Genomic DNA, 18,639 nt, shown 5'->3' on the forward strand with positions numbered 1-18,639 from the left:
ATCAACCGCACAAATCGCATCAGGACAAGGCAAGAACGATGAAATTCAGTGAACAGTGGCTGCGCGAATGGGTTAACCCGAATCTGGGATCCCAGGAATTGATGGACCAGATCACTATGGCCGGGCTGGAAGTGGACGGCTTCGAACCGGTGGCTGGCGAATTCACCGGCGTGGTGGTTGGCGAGGTGATCTCCGCCGAACCCCATCCGGATGCTGACAAGCTGCGCGTGTGCCAGGTGAGCGATGGTACCAACACCGTGCAGGTCGTGTGTGGTGCGCCCAATGTGCGTGCCGGCCTGAAAGTGCCGTTCGCGGTTGTCGGCGCGGTGCTGCCTGGCAACTTCAAGATCAAGAAGGCCAAGCTGCGCGGCCAGCCTTCCGAAGGCATGCTCTGTTCCGAGTCCGAGCTTGCGCTGTCCGAGAATCATGATGGCCTGATGGAGCTGCCTGCCGATGCCCCTGTCGGCCAGTCCGTGGCGGATTACCTCAAGCTGAACGACATCACCATTGATGTAGATCTCACCCCGAACCGCAGTGACTGCCTGTCCATCAAAGGCCTGGCTCGTGAAGTGGGTGTTCTGAACAGCCTGCTGGTGAACGCGCCGGCTATCGAGCCGGTTGAAGCCGTGCATTCAGAGGTTCCTGACATTCGTGTGGAAGCTCCCTCCGGCTGTCCCCGCTATCTGGGCCGAGTACTGCGCAACGTGAACCTGCAGGCGGAAACCCCGCTGTGGATGCAGGAAAAGCTGCGTCGCTCCGGTATCCGTTCCATTGACGCGGCGGTGGATGTCACCAACTACGTCATGCTGGAACTTGGCCAGCCCATGCACGCGTTCGATCGCGAAGAGATCCAGGGCGGCATTGTGGTGCGCATGGCAAAGCCCGCTGAAAAGCTGGTGTTGCTGGATGGCCAGGAAGTGGAACTGACTGAAAACACCCTGGTGATTGCCGATCACGAGAAGCCGGTGGCCATTGCCGGTGTGATGGGTGGCGAGCACTCAGGTGTGAGCGCCAAGACCCGGGACCTGGTGCTGGAGTCTGCCTATTTCGACCCGATTACCCTGGCCGGTAAGGCGCGCGAGTATGGCCTGCATACCGATGCTTCCCACCGCTTCGAACGTGGCGTCGACTACGAGCTGGCCCGGGATGCCATGGAGCGGGCTACCAGCCTGCTGATGGAGATTGTCGGTGGTGAGCCCGGCGAAATTGTTGAAGTGTACAGCGACGAACACCTGCCCAAGGCGCGCACCATCGACCTGCGAGAGCAGCGCCTGGCGGATGTGCTGGGCCTGGCGATCGACCGGACCACGGTTGAAGAAATCCTGACACGCCTTGGCCTGCGAACCGACAAGCTGTTGAAAGATGGCTGGCGCATCAGCGTGCCCAGCTTCCGCCCGGATATTTCCATCGAGGAAGACCTGATCGAGGAAGTGGGCCGGATTTATGGTTACAACAACCTGCCGGTTACCGAGCCAACCGGTTCCCTGGGTCTTCGTGCTCGGGAAGAAGCGGTTCGCCCGCTGTCTGCTATCCGCAATTTCTTTGTGGCGCAGGGCTACCAGGAAGCAGTTACCTACAGCTTCGTAGACCCGAAGGTCCAGCAGCTGCTGGATCCTGAACGTGAGGGCATCGCCCTGGCGAACCCGATTTCCGCTGATCTTTCAGTCATGCGCACCACCCTGTGGAGCGGCCTGCTGAAGACGGTTGCCCATAACCAGAACCGTCAGCAGCCACGGATTCGCCTGTTCGAGACTGGTCTGCGTTTCGAACAGAATGGTGATGGCATCGATCAGCAGCCGATGCTGGCCGGTGTCGTGGTTGGTAACCAGGTGCCGGAAAACTGGGTAAACGGTCGCAGAACCGCCGACTTCTTTGATGTAAAAGGGGAGTTGGAGAGCCTGTTCAAAGTGCTGGGTATCGAGATTCAGTTCCTCGCCAGCCAGCACCCGGCTCTGCACCCGGGCCAGACCGCCGAATTGCTGCGCGACGGCGAGCATGTGGGCTGGTTGGGTACATTGCACCCGCAAGTGCAGAAAAATCTTGAACTTAATGGCACGATCCTGATGTTTGAGCTATTCTTGAATTCGATCGTTACCGGATATGTGCCTAATTTCAAAGATATTTCGAAATTCCCGGAAGTTCGTCGGGATTTGGCTATTATTATCGGGAGCGATGTGGCGTTTGCTCAGGTTGAAGAAATCGCCCGTAAGCATGCCGGCGAGCACCTGACAGCGATGCGTGTGTTTGATGTCTACGAAGGCGAAAGCCTGGGCGAAGGCAACCGCAGCCTGGCGGTCAGCCTGTTCTGGCAGCATCCGGAGCGCACGCTCAACGAAGACGAAGTGCATTCGCTCTTCAACGGGGTCATCGACGCCCTGAAGGAAGAGCTGGGGGCAACACTGAGGAGTTGACAGATGGCGGCTTTGACGAAAGCGGACATGGCGGAACGTTTGTATGAGGAATTGGGTCTTAACAAACGGGAAGCCAAGGAAATGGTGGAAGCTTTCTTCGATGAGATCAGGGGTGCACTCAGCCACAACGAACAGGTGAAGTTGTCGGGATTCGGCAACTTCGACCTCAGGGACAAGAAACAGCGGCCGGGACGGAACCCGAAAACGGGTGAGGAAATCCCTATCAGTGCCAGGCGTGTCGTGACTTTCCGGCCAGGCCAGAAACTCAAGCAAAAAGTAGAAACGTATGCTGGAACCGAGTCATAACAACGAACTCCCCGCCATTCCGGGGAAGCGCTATTTCACCATCGGTGAAGTAGCCGATCTGTGTGCGGTGAAGGCCCATGTACTGCGGTACTGGGAACAGGAATTCCCGCAGCTGTCGCCGGTGAAACGCCGGGGTAACCGCCGTTACTATCAGCGGGCAGACGTTATCACCATTCGCCAGATTCGCAGCCTGCTTTACGATCAGGGCTACACCATCGGCGGTGCCAAGCAAAAGCTCAGCAGCAGTGAGGTGAAAGACGATACCTCCCAGTACAAGCAGCTGATCCGCCAGATGATTACCGAACTGGAAGAAGTACTGGATGTGCTGAATTCGCCAGCGTCCTGAGGCGAATATCCCGCAGCAAGGTACTGTAACGAAAAGGCCGTGGCATTTTGCCCCGGCCTTTTTGCGTTAAGGCTGAGCCAGGGCTTACTTGTTCTTGCAGGTTTTGATGCCGAAGATAGAGTAGGCCGGGCAGTTGCCCATTAACGCAGTGGCCAGCGGCACAATACCAATCCAGCCCCAGGGGGTTTGCGGGCCCACAAATACCAGGGCAATCAGTACAATGCCCACAACTGCGCGGATAATCCGGTCTGCTGATCCCATATTAACCGTCATCGTTCTCTCTCCTGTGTGATGTCGGATGTTGAAACAACTATAGTCCGCAATCCGTGACTGTTCAGTGATAAAGTCACACAGAACCTAATAAACCGAGCAAACAGGGCGCCATTCATGGCAAGGCACAGCATTCTGGACACCCTCAACGATTCGCTGCGAAAAGATACGCTAGCGGGCATCAGCACCATGCGCTTTCCTCCCGGGCAGGTGTTGTTCAGTGCCGGTGAACATTGCCGTGGCTTGCCGTTGGTACTGGGCGGAAGCATCAAAGTCCAGATGACCGGGTTGTCCGGCCACAGCATCGTGTTGTACCGCATGGGTTCTGACGATATTTGCACCTTGTCCATCGGTTGCCTGATGACAGGCCGCGGCTACCGTGCCGAGGCCATTGTGGAGGAAGAAACCGAGGCTGCTATCATTCCCCGGGGGCTGTTTGACCGCCTGATGGACCAGTCTGCGGAATTCCGCCTGGGCATCATGGAATCGTATGGCCGGCGGCTGGACGACCTCATGTTGCTGGTAGAGGAAGTTGCCTTTCACCGCATGGATGAGCGCCTGGAAGAGTGGTTGCAGGCTAGGGCGGCGCAGGGGCAGCGGACACTGACCATCACGCACCAGGAGCTGGCAACGGAACTGGGTACCGCCCGGGAAGTGATCAGCCGTTTGCTGAAAGAGCTGGAGCGCCGGGGCCAGGTTGGCCTGGCCCGCGGCAAGATTGAGCTGACCGGCTTGAAGAAGCGTTCAGCGACGGCCTGACAGGCCATGAAGCAGCTGGGCCAGTTGCTCGGCGGATTGCTCCAGGTTGGCCTCAGCCTGCTGGTAGGCTTGCTGGAGGTCCATTGGGGCAGGTGTGATCGAGAACGCAGCGGTCAGGCCCAGCTTGTGTAGCTCCCCCAGTTCCGAGCCCAGTTTGCCGGCCAGCCCAATCACCGGTACACCGTATTTGCTGGCAAGGCCGGCCACGCCGGCCGGTGTTTTGCCGTAGGCGCTCTGGGCGTCGATGGCCCCTTCGGCCGTGATCACCAGGTCTGCACCTTTCACATGGCTTTCCAGTTCGACGGTTTCCATCACCAGCTCGATGCCCGGGCGCAACTGTGCGCCAAGTATTCCGGCCACCATACCGCCAATACCTCCGGCCGCACCGCTGCCCGGAAAACTCGCGATATCAAAGCCCTGCTGTTGCACCAGCGCGGCAAAGTGCCCCAGATTGGCATCCAGCTGCACAACCTGTTGGGCATTGGCGCCTTTCTGGGGCCCGAAAACGGCGGCAGCGCCGTTAGGGCCGAGCAGGGGATTATTCACATCGCAAGCGACGACCAGACGCACTCCGGACAGGCGATCAATAGCAGGTTTAAGGTCTACACTGGCCAGTTGCTCCAGGCCGGTTCCGCCGGCAGGAATGTCCTGGCCCCGGGCGTCCAGCAGCCGGGCGCCCATTGCCTGAAGAATTCCCGCACCGCCGTCGGTGGTGGCGCTGCCACCCAGCCCCATGATCAGGGTTTTCGGCCGGTGAGCCAGCGCGGCAAGCAGCAGCTCTCCGGTGCCCCGGCTGGAGGCGGCCATGGCATCCCTGGCGTTGGCGGGCACACAATGCAGGCCGCTACCTTCAGCCACCTCCACAATCGCCGTCTCACCATCATTCACCAGCCCGTAGCGTGCAGTCACCGGCTGTCCGAGCGGGCCGGTTACCGTCACCTCATGCAGTTCTCCCATACGGGCCTCGGTGAGTGCAACGGTAGTACCCTCACCGCCATCGGCCAGCGGTACTTCAGTAATCTGGTCCGCCGGCGCCGCCCGGCGCCAGCCGCGCGCGATGGCGCTGGCTACCTGTTCGGCAGCCAGGCATTCCTTGAAAGAGTCCGGGGCGATGACGATGCGCATGTTACAAAGCCACCAGGGATGTCAGCCAGACTGCGGTAATGGTCACAAGGCCCATAATCAGGGTGGCTGTCGTGTGGGATTTATAGGCCGTGGCCACGTTCATTTTGCTGAACTGGGAGACTACCCAGAAGTAGCTGTCGTTAGCGTGGGACACCGTCATTGCGCCGGCACCAACGGCCATAACTGTGAGTACCCGGCCCATATCCGAATCCAGCCCCAGCTGAGGCAGCAACGGTGCGACCAGGGCAGATGCTGTAACCAGTGCGACCGTGGACGAACCCTGGGCTGACTTCAGGGCGGCAGCAACAATAAACGGCATGACAACACCAAGGCCAAGCGTTGAAAGGGTATCACCCAGATACTCGCCAAGCGGGGTGGCGGCGAGAACTGCACCAAAGGCGCCGCCGGCACCTGTGATCAGGATGATCGGCGCGGCCACTTCCAGGCCTTTGCTGGTGTGGCGTCCAAACTCTTCCAGCTTGCCTTTGCTCTGCAGCAGGGTCAGCGCGAAGCCAAGGCCGATCAGCAAGGCGTTCAGGGGTTTGCCCAGGAAGTTCAGTGTCTCGTACAGCAGGCCGTCCCCCAGCGGAGCCGTAGGATAGCTTGCGACCGAGCCCAGGCAGATCAGGAGGATCGGGATAAAGATCGGAGCAAAGGCTTTGCCGGCGGAGGGCAGTTCACCGTAGTGCTGCTTTGCTTCCTCGAAGGCTTCCTCTGCCTGTTCCAGTTCGGTGCTGCTCAGGTTTTTACAGCGCGAAGCCCAGAACAGGCCTGCCATTGCGGCGATGATGGCGAAAACCAGGCCAACACCGATGACCATGCCGAGGTTGTCCTCCAGCCCGAGGTTGCCCGCTGCAGCGATAGGGCCGGGGGTGGGGGGTACCAGCGTATGGGTTGCGAACAGGCCGGTAGACAGGGCAACGGTCATCGAGACCGGCGATACGCTCAGGGAGCGGGCCATGGAACGCTTCAGGCTGTTAAGAATGACATAGCCGGAGTCGCAGAAGACCGGTATGGAAACAATAAACCCGACCAGTGACATGGTGAGGGTAGGAAACTTCTGGCCCAGGATCTTGATAATGGTTTCGGCCATCACGATGGCTGCGCCAGTGCGTTCGAGGATAACGCCGATAATTGTGCCCAGCACGATCACCAGGCCAATGTAGCCCAGAATGTTGCCGAAGCCGGCACGGATGGTTTTCTCGATATCTTCAAGTGGTAAACCAAACGCGAAGGCAGCCAGGAAGGATGCCAGTAACAGGGTAATGAACGGATTCAGTTTCAGTCGGCTGGTGGCGAACACAATGAAAATTATGATCGCGACCAGGATCAGTACCAGATGCATCGGCAATCTCCAGAATAGGGCTGGGTTAATATCCTACTAATCAGGTTGGTTATTCGGCGCCAAGTTTAAAGTCAAACATGGCTCTGCGCACCCCCGCTTTGTGGGATTTCCGTAAACGGGACTATTTAATCCCTACAATCCCCGATCTTTTACATTCTCCATCACCGCAAATGAACTGGTCTGTAGCACATGGGGCAGGCTGGAGATCTGTTCGCCCAGTACCTGGCGGTATTCGGCCATGTTCTTTGTTCTTACCTTCAGCAGGTAGTCGAAGTTGGCGGCCATCATGTGACATTGCTCCACCGCAGAGATCTGTTTGACCGCAGCGTTGAACGCCGCGAGGGCTTTGCTGGAAGTGTCGTTGAGGGTTACCTGGGCGAAGGCGACGTGGGACTGGCCCAGCTTGGTCTGGTTCACCATGGCGCTGTAGCCGGTGATATAGCCCTGGTCTTCGAGCCGGCGCATGCGCACCTGGCAAGGGGTTTTCGACAAGCCCACCCGCGAGGCCAGCTCGGTGACGGTGATCCGCCCGTTTTTCTGGAGTTCCCGGATGATGGAAAGGTCGATCCTGTCGAGATCTGACATGGCTGCTATCCTTGAAGGAGGTGGCTGGCTTTCATTGGTTTGGTGAATATGGCTGATTTTAGTGAATTTGTGGGCGAAACGGTAATTTTTAACGTATCAGAAAAGGAAAGTATCTCGGTGTTTCGCGCTGTATTAGGTAAATAGCATATTCCCCGTTGGCTACAATGCGGTCAGTAATCAAAATAATCAGGAGGTACATCCATGAGTCTGCAGCAATCCGTGTCCCCCGGGCTTCAGGACATTCGCCAGGCCATCCGCAATAACTACCTGGCGGATGAATATGAAGTGATTCACCAGCTGATTGAGCAGGCTCAGCTGTCTGATGAAACCCGCAAGGCCATTTCAGCCCGGGCAGCGGACCTGGTGCGGGATGTGCGTGATAACGCCAAGCCCACCATCATGGAAAAGTTCCTGGCTGAATACGGCCTGACCACCAAAGAGGGCGTGGCCCTGATGTGCCTTGCCGAGGCGCTGTTGCGGGTGCCGGATAACCTCACCATCCAGGATCTGATCGAAGACAAGATCACCTCCGGCAACTGGGGCGCCCACGTAGGTAAAGCCAAGTCCGGCCTGATCAACTCGGCCACGCTGGCTCTGCTGATGACCAGCAACCTGCTGAAAGACTCCGAGCGCCAGAGCGTGGGTGACACCCTGCGCAAGATGGTGAAGCGCCTGGGTGAACCGGTGGTGCGCACCGCCGCTGGCCAGGCCATGAAAGAAATGGGCCGGCAGTTTGTGTTGGGCCGTACCATTGAAGAAGCCCAGGACCGCGGCAAATCCCAGGAAGAGCAGGGCTACACCTATTCCTATGACATGCTGGGCGAAGCGGCCCGCACCGATGCCGATGCCGAGCGTTACTTCAACGCCTATTCCGATGCCATCGACAGCATCAGCAAGCGTTGCGAAGGCGATGTGCGCACCAATCCCGGTATTTCCGTAAAACTGTCTGCCTTGCTGGCCCGTTATGAATACGGCCAGAAGGAGCGGGTGATGACCGAGCTGGTCCCCCGCGCCCTGACACTCGCCAAAAAAGCCGCCGCTGCCAATATGGGCTTCAACATCGATGCCGAAGAGCAGGACCGCCTGGACCTTTCTCTGGACGTGATCGAAGCTATCCTCTCAGACGAAGAACTCAAAGGTTGGGACGGCTTTGGCGTGGTGGTCCAGGCCTTCGCCAAGCGGGCTTCCCAGACCCTGGACTGGCTGTATGCCCTGTCTGAAAAACTCGACCGCCGCATCATGGTGCGACTGGTAAAAGGCGCCTACTGGGATGCCGAGATCAAGCGGGCCCAGGTGATGGGGCTGGACGGCTTCCCGGTGTTTACCCGCAAGGCCTGCAGTGACGTGTCTTACCTGGCCTGTGCCCGCCAGTTGCTGGGCATGACGGATCGGATTTACCCGCAGTTTGCTACCCATAACGCCCACTCGGTGTCTGCGGTATTGGAACTGGCGAAAGACCTGGGCCGGGACAAGTTTGAGTTCCAGCGCCTGCACGGTATGGGAGAATCACTGCACGACCAGGTGCTGGAAAACAGCAAGGTGCCGTGCCGTATCTACGCTCCGGTTGGAGCCCACAAAGACCTGCTGGCGTATCTGGTGCGCCGCCTGCTGGAAAACGGGGCCAACAGCTCCTTCGTCAACCAGATTGTCGACACCAGTATTACGCCGGAAGAGATCGCCAAAGATCCGATCGACGTGGTGATGCAGCTGGGCCATGACATTTCCAGCAAGGCCATTGTGCCGCCGGCGAAAGTGTTTGGTGACCAGCGTCGTAATTCCAAGGGCTGGGACATTACTGATCCGGTGACGGTGGCGGAGATTGACGCCGGCCGTAACCAGTACAAAACCCACCAGTGGCAGGGCGGCCCGGTGCTGGCTGTGGAATCCACCAGTGATGAAGTGGTGGAAGTGCGTAACCCGGCCGATCCGGATGACCTGGTGGGCCATATTACCTACACCTCCGAAGCCGATATCCATGCGGCCATGGACGCCGCCCGGGACGGCTTCAGCCAGTGGTCGGCAGTGCCGGCGGAGCAGCGGGCCGAGATGATCCGCAAAGTCGGTGACCTGTACGAAGAGCATGTGCACGAGCTGTTTGCGCTGACCACCCGTGAAGCCGGTAAATCCCTGCTCGATGCGGTGGCGGAAATTCGCGAAGCCGTCGACTTTGCCATGTACTACGCCAACGAAGGCATCCGCTACAAGGACGATGGCCAGGCCCGGGGTGTGATGTGCTGTATCTCGCCATGGAACTTCCCGCTGGCGATCTTCACCGGCCAGATCCTGGCGAACCTTGCCGCCGGTAACGCGGTGCTGGCCAAGCCGGCGGAACAGACCTCCCTGCTGGCCGTTCGTGCGGTGGAACTGATGCACCAGGCGGGTATTCCGAAAGCCGCCGTGCAGTTGCTGCCGGGTACCGGTGCAACCGTGGGCTCAGCTCTGACCTCAGACGCCCGGGTGACCGGCGTGTGCTTCACCGGCTCTACCGCCACGGCACAGCGCATTAACAAGGCCATGACCGAGAACATGGCGCCGGATGCCCCGCTGGTGGCAGAAACCGGTGGCCTGAATGCCATGATTGTGGATTCCACGGCGCTGCCCGAGCAGGTGGTGCGGGATGTACTGGCTTCGTCATTCCAGAGTGCCGGCCAGCGCTGTTCCGCCCTGCGCATGCTCTACGTGCAGGAAGACATCGCCGAGAACCTGCTGGAAATGCTCTACGGTGCCATGGAAGAACTGGGCATTGGCGACCCGTGGCTGCTGTCTACAGACGTGGGCCCGGTGATCGACGAGAACGCCCGCAAGAAAATTGCGGATCACCGCGACAAGTTTGAGCAGCAGGGTAAGTTGCTGAAGAAAGTGCCGGTGCCGGAGAAGGGCCGGTTTGTGTCGCCGGCGGTGCTCAAAGTCAGTGGCATCGAAGAAATGGAAGAGGAAATCTTCGGCCCGGTGCTGCATGTGGCCACCTTCGCAGCGAAGGACATCGACAAGGTGATCGATGCCGTGAACGCCAAGGGTTATGGCCTGACGTTTGGTATCCACAGCCGTGTTGATCGTCGCATCGAGCACATTTCCAGTCGTATCAAGGTGGGCAACACCTACGTTAACCGTAACCAGATCGGTGCCATTGTGGGCTCCCAGCCGTTCGGCGGCGAAGGCCTGTCCGGTACCGGCCCGAAAGCCGGTGGCCCGCAGTATGTGCGCCGGTTTATCAAAGGCGAGGTGGTTGAAAAGGCGGCCCCTGCCGATGCCAAATCGGTTACGGCCAGCAAGGTGCAGAAGCTGATCGACCAGCTGGCGAAGGTGGATGCTCCGGTCGCAGAAGGCCGGCAACAGGCGCTCAAACCGTACTTTGGCGACCTGCCCGCACCGCTGGACGAAGGTTACGAGGAAATGCCGGGGCCGACTGGCGAGCAGAACCATCTGTCCTGCCATGCCCGTGGAGTTGTGCTTTGTCTTGGGCCGGATGCGGAATCTGCGATAGAGCAGGCGGGCACTGCGTTGTCCCAGGGCAACAAGGTGGTCGTGATCGCACCGGGTGTTGAAAATCTGCTGGCCGACGCCATCAAAGGCGGCCTGCCGGTGGCCGCCGCAGACGGCCTGCTGGAGCCGGAAGCGCTGATTCAGCTCAACGGTTATGAAGCGGTTACCAGCGTGGCTGAAAAGCCGCTGCTGAAGCAGTACCGCCAGGCCCTGGCCAAGCGCGATGGTGCCTTGCTGCCGATCATCACTGAGCACAAGCTGGACCAGCGCTACGTGATCGAACGCCACCTGTGTATCGACACCACCGCCGCCGGCGGCAACGCCAGCCTGATCGCCTCAGCCGAATAAGCGCGTCAACCCCGGGGTCAGACCCGGGGTCTGACCCCGGGGTTGAAAGGCCTGAGATGACAGGCTTGATCATTAAGGCCAGCTTCCGAAAGGGGCTGGCCTTTCTTTTACGGGCGTGGATTTCACCCCGCTTGCCGGCCGCGTTAAGATAGTCGCCTAACCATCCGCCAGGCCCAGCAGGACGACCCCTTGCCTTCATTCTTAAGCCCCGACGCTGACCGAAACTTCTTTGCCGTCTGCCTCTCGCTCACCTTCTGCTTTGTGGTTTATTCCATGCTGATTGTGGCGGTGCCGGTTTACGGCTTGCAGTTGGGCGCTTCGCCGCTGGTACTGGGTGCGGTGCTCAGTACCCAGTATCTGTTGCCGTTGTTGCTGGCGATTCCCCTCGGGGGCGTGGTTACCCGTTACGGTGGCCGTGCCACATTGATCGCCGGCGGAGTGTTGATGGTAGCGGGGCTGTTGTCCATGCACTTCTGGTATGGCTATGGCGGCCTTGTGCTGGGCCAGTTGCTGGTGGGGCTGGCGCACCTGCAAATGGTGCTGTCCGCCCAGACCATTATTTCCAATCTGGGCACCGGGCCCTCGCTGGAGAAATATTTCGGCTGGTATTCCACCTGGCTGTCCGGCGGGCAGGTGGTGGGCCCCTTGCTGGCCGGGGCACTGCTGGCAAGCGAAACCGGCCGGGGGGATGTCTTTTTGGTGATGGCGCTGTTTGCGGTGCTGGCAGCCCTGTCTGGATTACTACTCACCGGCCAGGCCCGGGAGCGGATGGCGGTCACCCGAAAGCAGGCGGGCTTCCGGGCTCAGTGGGCGTTAATGAAGGCTAACCGGGGCGTCCAGCTCTCTGTGCTGGTTACTGTGCTCGGGATGTTTGCCTTGGGAGTGTACGGCAGCTACCTGCCGGTTTACCTGGAAAGCCTGGCCATGACACCGGTGGTGATTGGGGTACTGGTCAGCCTGCGGGCCGGTGTGTCGATGCTGATCCGGCCCTTTATGGCGCGCATGATTGCCATGGCGGGTGGGCGCGAGAATACGGTGTTGCTGTCTCTGGGAACCCTCGCCGCAGGCATTGGCCTGCTGGGCCTGTTCGGACACATGGTTTTACTGGGGCTGCTGGCGGTGCTGGTGGGCATTGGGTCCGGCCTCACTCAGCCACTTTCGATGGTTATCCTGGCCGAAAGCGTGGAGCGGGAAAAGCGCTCCGGTGCGCTCGGTATGCGCCTGACGGCCAATCGCGCCATTCACTTCCTGGCGCCGCTGATGTTCGGCGCCTTGCTAGAGTTGGGCGGATTTGCCCTGGCTTTCGGGCTGTCCGGCGCACTGATCGCGGTTGCCCTGCTGCAAATGCGCAAATTGTTCGACACGGGGTCAGACCCCGCCCTGTGATGCCTTGATCAGACAAACTGAATAAGCTTTGCTGAATTCTCCGTTTTCATTCCGGGCTTGTTGTTCCTATAGTCATCCTTCAACCTGGATGCCCACAAAAAAGGACTGAACAACATGTCTCTGAAGCTTCAAACTATTATCTGCAGTACCCGCCCGGGCCGTAAGGGGCCGTCTGTTGCTGAATGGTTCAACAGCCATGCCAATGAGCAGGGCGGTTTTGAAAGTGAGCTGGTGGACCTGGCGGATTTCAATCTCCCCGTCTTCGACGAGCCCAACCACCCGCGCATGCAGAAATATGAGCATGCCCACACCAAGGCGTGGTCTGAAAGCGTGGCCAGGGCCGACGCCTATGTATTTGTCATTCCCGAGTACAACTACTGCCCACCTCCTTCATTCGTGAATGCACTGAACTATCTCTACAACGAGTGGAACTACAAGCCGTGCGGCTTTGTAAGCTACGGTGGCGTGTCTGGTGGTTTGCGCTCGGCCCAGAACGCCAAGCAGCTGGTAACCACCCTGAAGATGATGCCGATGGTGGAAGGCGTGATGGTGCAGATGCCATGGGAGCACATGGATGATGCCGGTAAGTTTCAGCCGGCGCAGCCCCATTCCGAGTCCGCAACGGTGATGCTCGAAGAAATGGCCAAGTGGGCGCAGGCCCTGAAGGCGATGCGGTGAGCAGGGTGAACCTGTTTTACCTGTCCCACGGTGGCGGCCCCATGCCGCTGCTGGGGGATCCCGGGCATCGTCAGATGGTAGAAAGCCTGCAAGCTGCTGCGAAGCGGTTGCCCAGACCGTCTGCCATTCTGGTGGTGAGTGCCCATTGGGAGGAAGGGGTGCCCACGCTCACCTCCGGTGCTAATCCGCCACTGATTTACGACTACTACGGGTTCCCGGAGGAGTCTTACAGTATTGAATACCCCTGCCCGGGGGAGCCGGTGTTGGCGGATAAGGTGCGGGCAGCTCTGGAACAGGCGGGCATAGACTCGAAGCTGGATGGCGAGCGTGGCTTTGACCACGGCCTGTTCGTGCCCCTGAAATTGATGTACCCCGAGGCTGATATACCCTGCGTGCAGCTGTCGCTGGTGAACTCTCTGGATGCCAGGGCGCACCTGGCGATTGGTCAGGCGCTTGCTGATCTGGAATACGACAATCTGCTGGTGATCGGCTCAGGGTTCTCATTCCATAACATGCGGGCGTTCTTTGATCGCTCCGATACCGAAGCGGATACGAAAAACGCGCAGTTTCAGGACTGGCTGGCGGAGAGGTGTGCCGGTGCGGACCTGACTGAAGCCGAGCGTACCGAACGTCTGGCTCGCTGGGATCAAGCGCCCTCTGCGCGCTTCTGTCATCCCAGGGAAGAGCACTTGTTGCCTCTGCACGTGTGCTACGGCATGGCCGGGCGAGCTTCAGATGACGTGGAACCGGTAACGGTGCTGGGGAAGGATTCCCGGATGTTCTACTGGTTTGCGAGCTGAATACTCTGTCCTGAAATCCGAGAACCAGAAACAACAAAGCCCGGACCTTTCGGCCCGGGCTTTGTTGTAGGGAATTCTGGTCGGGACGGTAGGATTTGAACCTACGACCCCCTGCACCCCATGCAGGTGCGCTACCAAGCTGCGCTACGCCCCGTAAACTGCTGTCCACCAAGAAAAGAGGTTTATCTCAGTGGCTTAGCGGGAGCGAAGTCTACACCAGCCCACGGTAAAAATAAACAGGGGGCTGGCGATTTTCTTCGCGGAATTACCGGAGCTTGGTTTCCCGCAGTTTCAGGATGAATTCCGGCGGCTCGAAGGTGTCGGCCCGGGCATCGTCCCAGTATTTGTCGAAAACGGTCAGCCCGGTTTTGCCTTCCAGCAGGGCGCCGGGTTCCAGGAAGGGGAAGAGATCCAGGTAGCTGTGTACCTCAGTTTTGGACACCCGCCGAACAATGTGTTCCGGCCCCAGTTCCGACGGATGCTTCAAGCCGGAGGCTTCCAGCAGGTTCTGAAGGGCATCCAGGGTGTTCTTGTGGAAGTTGTACACCCGCTCGCTCTTCAGTGGGACATCCAGTTTGTTACCCCGGCGGGGGTCCTGTGTCGCAACGCCGGAAGGGCATCGGCCGGTGTGGCAATTCAGGGCCTGGATGCAGCCGAGGGCGAACATATAACCGCGTGCCCCGTTACACCAGTCGGCGCCCAGGGCCAGGGTGCGGGCAATGTTGAACGCAGACGTGATCTTGCCGGCGGCACCAATGGCGATATCTTCCCGCAGGTTGGCGCCAACCAGTGTGTTATGAACCAGCAGCAGGGCTTCGGTCAGCGGCATGCCCAGCCGGTTGATGAATTCCAGCGGTGCGGCACCGGTACCACCTTCTCCTCCATCCACCACAATGAAGTCCGGTTTCTTGCCGGTTGCCAGCATGGCTTTGACGATGGCAAACCATTCCCATGGATGGCCGATCGCCAGCTTGAAGCCCACCGGTTTGCCACCGGAGAGTTCCCGCAACTGGTCCAGGAATTCCAACAGCTCAACCGGGTTGGAAAAGGCGGAATGGCTGGCCGGTGATATGCAGTCTTCCCCCATTTGAACGCCACGGGCTTCGGCGATTTCACGGGTGACTTTTTCGCCGGGCAAGATACCTCCGTGGCCAGGTTTTGCCCCCTGAGATAGTTTGACCTCTATCATTTTCACCTGGTCCAGCGTGGCATTCTGCCGGAACATGTCCGGGTTGAAACTGCCGTCCGGATTGCGGCAGCCAAAGTAGCCTGAACCGATCTCCCAGACCAGGTCACCACCGGGTTCCCGGTGGTAGCGGGATATCGAGCCTTCGCCGGTGTCGTGGTAGAAGCCGCCTTTGCGGGCTCCGGCGTTCAGGCTGAGGATGGCATTGGCGGACAGGGAGCCAAAACTCATGGCGGAAATGTTGAACACACTGGCGCTGTAGGGTTTCGCGCAGTTTCTGCCAATCACAATGCGGAAGTCGCTGTTATCCAGCCGCGTCGGGGTGAGGGAGTGGTTCATCCACTCGAAGCCTTCCTCGTACATGCTTAGCTGGGAGCCGAAAGGGCGCTTGTCCAGAACCTGCTTGGCGCGCTGGTAAACGATGGTGCGCTGTTCCCGGGAGAAGGGGCGCTCCTCGGTGTCGGACTGGATAAAGTACTGGCGGATTTCTGGCCCCACAGATTCGAACAGGTAGCGGAAGTTCGCCATGATCGGATAATTGCGGCTCACCGTATGACTGCGCTGCAGTAGGTCCCAGGTGCCCAGGGCGGTCAGCGCCGCGAAGATCACCGGTATGAGGTACCAGCCGCCAAGCCACAGGGTAACAGGCAGGGAGATGATCAGCCCGGCAATGCTGATGGCGTAGGCGGAATAACGTACTGGGAAGGTGGTGGTTTTCGCCATAGTGACCTCTGGAGGACGAACGGATGTGTGAAGCCTGCAGCTACAAAACCTATCTTACGGAAACCTTGCCGGGTTGGAACCGCTGATTGTGAAAGTTTTCAGGCACTTCCTGAACGTTTGTCTATGCTTATGGTTGGTGGCGTGATCGTTTTGCTGCTTTGATATTTTGAGTTCAAAGTAATAAGATGACGCGCCTGTAACGTTTGAATATCCATTCATGCGTCTGAATATAGAACTGTCAAAAATCACACCAGAATCAGGAGGCTCCAACGTGGGCGAGGTAGTGAAAGACGAGTATCAGACGGACTACGTCGCAGGCCAGGATAATATCAGTCCGTTTGGCCTGGACCTGCATAACTGGGTGTTCCCGGTAACAGCAGTCATTGTAGTTCTGTTTGTTATAGCCACTCTGCTGTTTCCGGCTATGGCCAAGGAAACGCTCGATGGTGCAAAGTGGGGAATTATTGCCAGTTTTGACTGGTTTTTCCTGCTAAGTGCCAACATCTTCGTGATTGTCAGCCTGGCGCTGATCTTCATGCCGGTGGGCAAAATCCGCCTGGGTGGCCAGGATGCCAAGCCGGAATTTACCACTTTGTCCTGGTTTGCCATGCTGTTCGCGGCGGGTATGGGTATCGGCCTGATGTTCTGGGCCGTCGCCGAGCCGGTTGCCTACTACACGGGCTGGTACGAAACGCCGTTCAATGTCGAGGCGAACACGCCCGCAGCCCGCGACCTGGCGATGGGTTCAACCATCTACCACTGGGGCCTTCACCCCTGGGCAATCTACGCCATTGTGGCGTTGTCCCTGGCGTTCTTCGCCTTTAACAAGAACATGCCACTGACCATCCGCTCGGCGTTCTTCCCGCTGCTGAAAGACCGCGTATGGGGTTGGCCCGGGCACATCATTGATGTGCTGGCGGTTGTTGCGACTATCTTCGGCCTGGCAACCTCCCTTGGCTTCGGTGCCCAGCAGGCAGCCTCCGGCCTGGATTACCTGTTCGGCCTGGGTTCCGGAACCAACGTACAGATGGCGATCATTGTGGGTGTTACCGCAGTGGCACTGGTCTCGGTTCTGCGTGGCCTGGACGGCGGTGTGAAGGTGCTGAGTAACATCAACATGATGACGGCTGGCGTACTGCTGTTCTTCATCCTGTTCGCCGGCCCCACCATGACCATCCTGGAAACGATCTGGGTAACGTCCTCCAGCTATGTGGCCAATGTGGTGCCCCTGAGCAACCCGTTCGGCCGTGAAGATTCCGCCTGGATGCAGGGCTGGACTGTGTTCTACTGGGCCTGGTGGATTTCCTGGTCACCGTTCGTAGGTATGTTTATTGCCCGTGTATCCAAGGGCCGTACCGTGCGTGAGTTTGTGACTGCTGTGCTGATTATTCCCACCGTGATCACTACCGTGTGGATGAGCGGCTTTGGCGGCACCGCGCTGGAGCAGATCCAGCAAGGCGTTGGCGTGCTGGCAGAGAACGGGCTGACTGAAGTGTCCCTGGCCACCTTCCAGATGTTTGAAGGCCTGCCGCTGACCGGCATTATCTCCTTCGTCGGGATTATCCTGGTGCTGGTGTTCTTCGTAACCTCATCGGATTCCGGTTCGCTGGTTATCGACAGCATCACTGCTGGCGGTAAAACCGATGCACCCACTGCGCAGCGCGTGTTCTGGGTGGTTATGGAAGGTGCCATTGCTGCGGCGCTGATCTTTGGCGGCGGTGATGATGCGCTTGGCGCTATTCAGGCCGTGGCCATCAGTGCGGGCTTGCCGTTCACGGTGATCCTGCTGATCATGACCTGGGGCTTGCTCAAGGGCCTCACCCATGAGCGGAAACTGTTGCTTCAGCGGGGCGAATTGCTCTGATCAGCTGAAGTAACGGAATAAAAAAACCGGGGCTGTGAAAGGCCCCGGTTTTTTTATGGCTTAAGAAAACGTTCAAAGTTTACCGAACGTCTCCATGGCGTAGTGCACCCGTTCCCTCGGGCTGAAGTGGGGCCGCTTCAGGGCTTCGATATTCTTCAGGCGGGGCAGCAGGCCGCAGCCATTTGCCATCTGGATGGCCAGCCCCGGCCGGGCATTAAGCTCCAGCAGGAGCGGGCCCTGATGGGCATCGACTACCAGGTCTACACCCATGTAGCCGAGGTCCGTCGCTTCATAGCAGCGGGCGGCCATTTCCAGCATGTTTTCCCAGTCATCAATCCGGATGTTTTCCAGGGCCAGGCCGGTATCCGGGTGCAGGGTAATCGGGCGGTTGAATTGCACGGCATTCAGGCTCTGGCCTTTGCCGATGTCCAGGCCGACGCCCACCGCACCCTGATGCAGGTTGGCCTTACCGTCAGAGGCCTTGGTGGCCAGCCGGAGCATGGCCATTACCGGGTAGCCCTGGAAGATGATGATGCGGATATCCGGCACGCCCTGATAGGAATATTTCGCCAGGGCAGGGGAGGATTGCACCAGGTCTTCGACAATGGCCACATCCGGCGTACCGGCCAGCGAGTAAAGGCCGGCCAGGATGTTGGTCAGGTGTCGCTCCAGCATGGCCACGCTGATGCGGGCGCCGGAGGCTTTTACGAAGTCGTCACCATCGCGCCCGGTGATTACGGTAATGCCTTTGCCCCCGGACCCCTTGGCGGGTTTGATGGCAAAGCCGTCCAGGTCTTCGGCCATTTCCCGGAAGTGGGAAATTTCGTGCTGCTGGCGCACAACCTGAAGAAGTTTCGGGGTTTTTACCCCGTATTCGCTGACAGCGAGCTTGGTTTTCAGTTTGTTGTCGACCAGCGGGTAAGACGAGCGCTCGTTATACCTGGCAATGTAATCCACATTACGCCGGTTCATGTTCAGCATGCCAAGCCGGGTGAGCCTGCGCGGAGATATCCAGCCGCCCATA

15 protein-coding genes and 1 tRNA gene are annotated in these 18,639 nt (G+C 58.9%); 9 read left to right on the forward strand and 7 right to left on the reverse strand.

All coding sequences use genetic code 11. The annotated features are described in order from the left end of the window. The first annotated feature begins 38 nt into the window (after positions 1-38). From pheT to AQ621_RS08930, 3 genes are read left to right on the forward strand one after another with little or no spacing between them, the layout of a single operon-like run. Positions 39-2,411: a phenylalanine--tRNA ligase subunit beta gene (gene pheT, locus AQ621_RS08920; RefSeq protein WP_058341179.1), complete on the forward strand. Its 2,373-nt coding sequence runs from the start codon at positions 39-41 to the stop codon at positions 2,409-2,411. Between the two features lie 3 nt (positions 2,412-2,414). Continuing rightward, on the forward strand, positions 2,415-2,717 hold the full coding sequence (ihfA, locus tag AQ621_RS08925; RefSeq protein WP_022989370.1) for an integration host factor subunit alpha: 303 nt from the start codon (positions 2,415-2,417) through the stop codon (positions 2,715-2,717). Then, positions 2,698-3,063: a MerR family transcriptional regulator gene (locus tag AQ621_RS08930; protein WP_022989369.1), complete on the forward strand. Its 366-nt coding sequence runs from the start codon at positions 2,698-2,700 to the stop codon at positions 3,061-3,063. Before ihfA ends, AQ621_RS08930 begins: the two co-directional genes overlap by 20 nt. Positions 3,064-3,147: 84 nt before the next feature. Here AQ621_RS08930 and AQ621_RS08935 read toward each other — a convergent pair whose 3' ends face one another. Continuing rightward, positions 3,148-3,336 (reverse strand): YgaP family membrane protein, encoded by a 189-nt coding sequence (locus AQ621_RS08935; protein ID WP_022989368.1) that lies wholly within the window; start codon positions 3,334-3,336, stop codon positions 3,148-3,150. Between the two features lie 114 nt (positions 3,337-3,450). Here AQ621_RS08935 and AQ621_RS08940 point away from each other — a divergent pair, with 114 nt between their 5' ends. Further along, on the forward strand, positions 3,451-4,092 hold the full coding sequence (locus AQ621_RS08940; RefSeq protein ID WP_058341180.1) for a Crp/Fnr family transcriptional regulator: 642 nt from the start codon (positions 3,451-3,453) through the stop codon (positions 4,090-4,092). Here AQ621_RS08940 and AQ621_RS08945 read toward each other — a convergent pair. From AQ621_RS08945 to AQ621_RS08955, 3 genes are all read right to left on the reverse strand, one after another. Next, entirely contained in the window at positions 4,078-5,217 is a 1,140-nt protein-coding gene (locus AQ621_RS08945; protein ID WP_058341181.1) for a glycerate kinase, read from the reverse strand. The genes AQ621_RS08940 and AQ621_RS08945 overlap by 15 nt on opposite strands. A gap of 1 nt (position 5,218) precedes the next feature. Then, a complete protein-coding gene (locus AQ621_RS08950) occupies positions 5,219-6,562 on the reverse strand; it encodes a GntP family permease (protein WP_058341182.1) in 1,344 nt (447 codons plus the stop codon). A 132-nt stretch (positions 6,563-6,694) separates the two neighbouring features. Continuing rightward, entirely contained in the window at positions 6,695-7,147 is a 453-nt protein-coding gene (locus AQ621_RS08955) for a winged helix-turn-helix transcriptional regulator (protein WP_058341183.1), read from the reverse strand. Between the two features lie 201 nt (positions 7,148-7,348). Between AQ621_RS08955 and putA the strand changes: the two genes are divergently transcribed. The 4 genes from putA to AQ621_RS08975 all read left to right on the forward strand — a co-directional run bounded on the left by putA (position 7,349) and on the right by AQ621_RS08975 (position 13,842). Next, entirely contained in the window at positions 7,349-10,978 is a 3,630-nt protein-coding gene (putA, locus tag AQ621_RS08960) for a bifunctional proline dehydrogenase/L-glutamate gamma-semialdehyde dehydrogenase PutA (protein WP_058341184.1), read from the forward strand. Between the two features lie 189 nt (positions 10,979-11,167). Further along, positions 11,168-12,364: an MFS transporter gene (locus tag AQ621_RS08965; RefSeq protein ID WP_227508280.1), complete on the forward strand. Its 1,197-nt coding sequence runs from the start codon at positions 11,168-11,170 to the stop codon at positions 12,362-12,364. A gap of 114 nt (positions 12,365-12,478) precedes the next feature. Continuing rightward, complete coding sequence (locus AQ621_RS08970) at positions 12,479-13,042, forward strand: NADPH-dependent FMN reductase (protein WP_022989361.1); 564 nt, start codon at positions 12,479-12,481, stop codon at positions 13,040-13,042. Continuing rightward, positions 13,039-13,842 carry a DODA-type extradiol aromatic ring-opening family dioxygenase gene (locus AQ621_RS08975; RefSeq protein WP_082641005.1) on the forward strand — a complete coding sequence of 268 codons (804 nt, stop codon included), beginning with the start codon at positions 13,039-13,041 and terminating at the stop codon, positions 13,840-13,842. Before AQ621_RS08970 ends, AQ621_RS08975 begins: the two co-directional genes overlap by 4 nt. Positions 13,843-13,919: 77 nt before the next feature. On the opposite strand, the gene AQ621_RS08980 is transcribed toward AQ621_RS08975, so the two are convergent. Together AQ621_RS08980 and AQ621_RS08985 are read right to left on the reverse strand one after the other, a co-directional pair. Continuing rightward, a tRNA-Pro gene (locus AQ621_RS08980) sits at positions 13,920-13,996 on the reverse strand. A gap of 111 nt (positions 13,997-14,107) precedes the next feature. Next, positions 14,108-15,751 carry an FMN-binding glutamate synthase family protein gene (locus AQ621_RS08985; protein ID WP_058341185.1) on the reverse strand — a complete coding sequence of 548 codons (1,644 nt, stop codon included), beginning with the start codon at positions 15,749-15,751 and terminating at the stop codon, positions 14,108-14,110. Between the two features lie 271 nt (positions 15,752-16,022). On the opposite strand from AQ621_RS08985, the gene AQ621_RS08990 reads away from it, so the two are divergent. Further along, positions 16,023-17,615 carry a BCCT family transporter gene (locus AQ621_RS08990; RefSeq protein WP_058341186.1) on the forward strand — a complete coding sequence of 531 codons (1,593 nt, stop codon included), beginning with the start codon at positions 16,023-16,025 and terminating at the stop codon, positions 17,613-17,615. 72 nt (positions 17,616-17,687) lie between these two features. Here AQ621_RS08990 and AQ621_RS08995 read toward each other — a convergent pair whose 3' ends face one another. Beyond that, complete coding sequence (locus tag AQ621_RS08995; RefSeq protein WP_036219643.1) at positions 17,688-18,638, reverse strand: alpha-L-glutamate ligase-like protein; 951 nt, start codon at positions 18,636-18,638, stop codon at positions 17,688-17,690. Position 18,639 lies beyond the last annotated feature (1 nt).

The sequence above is a fragment of the Marinobacter sp. P4B1 genome, assembly GCF_001447135.1.
Classification (GTDB): Bacteria; Pseudomonadota; Gammaproteobacteria; order Pseudomonadales; family Oleiphilaceae; genus Marinobacter; species Marinobacter vinifirmus.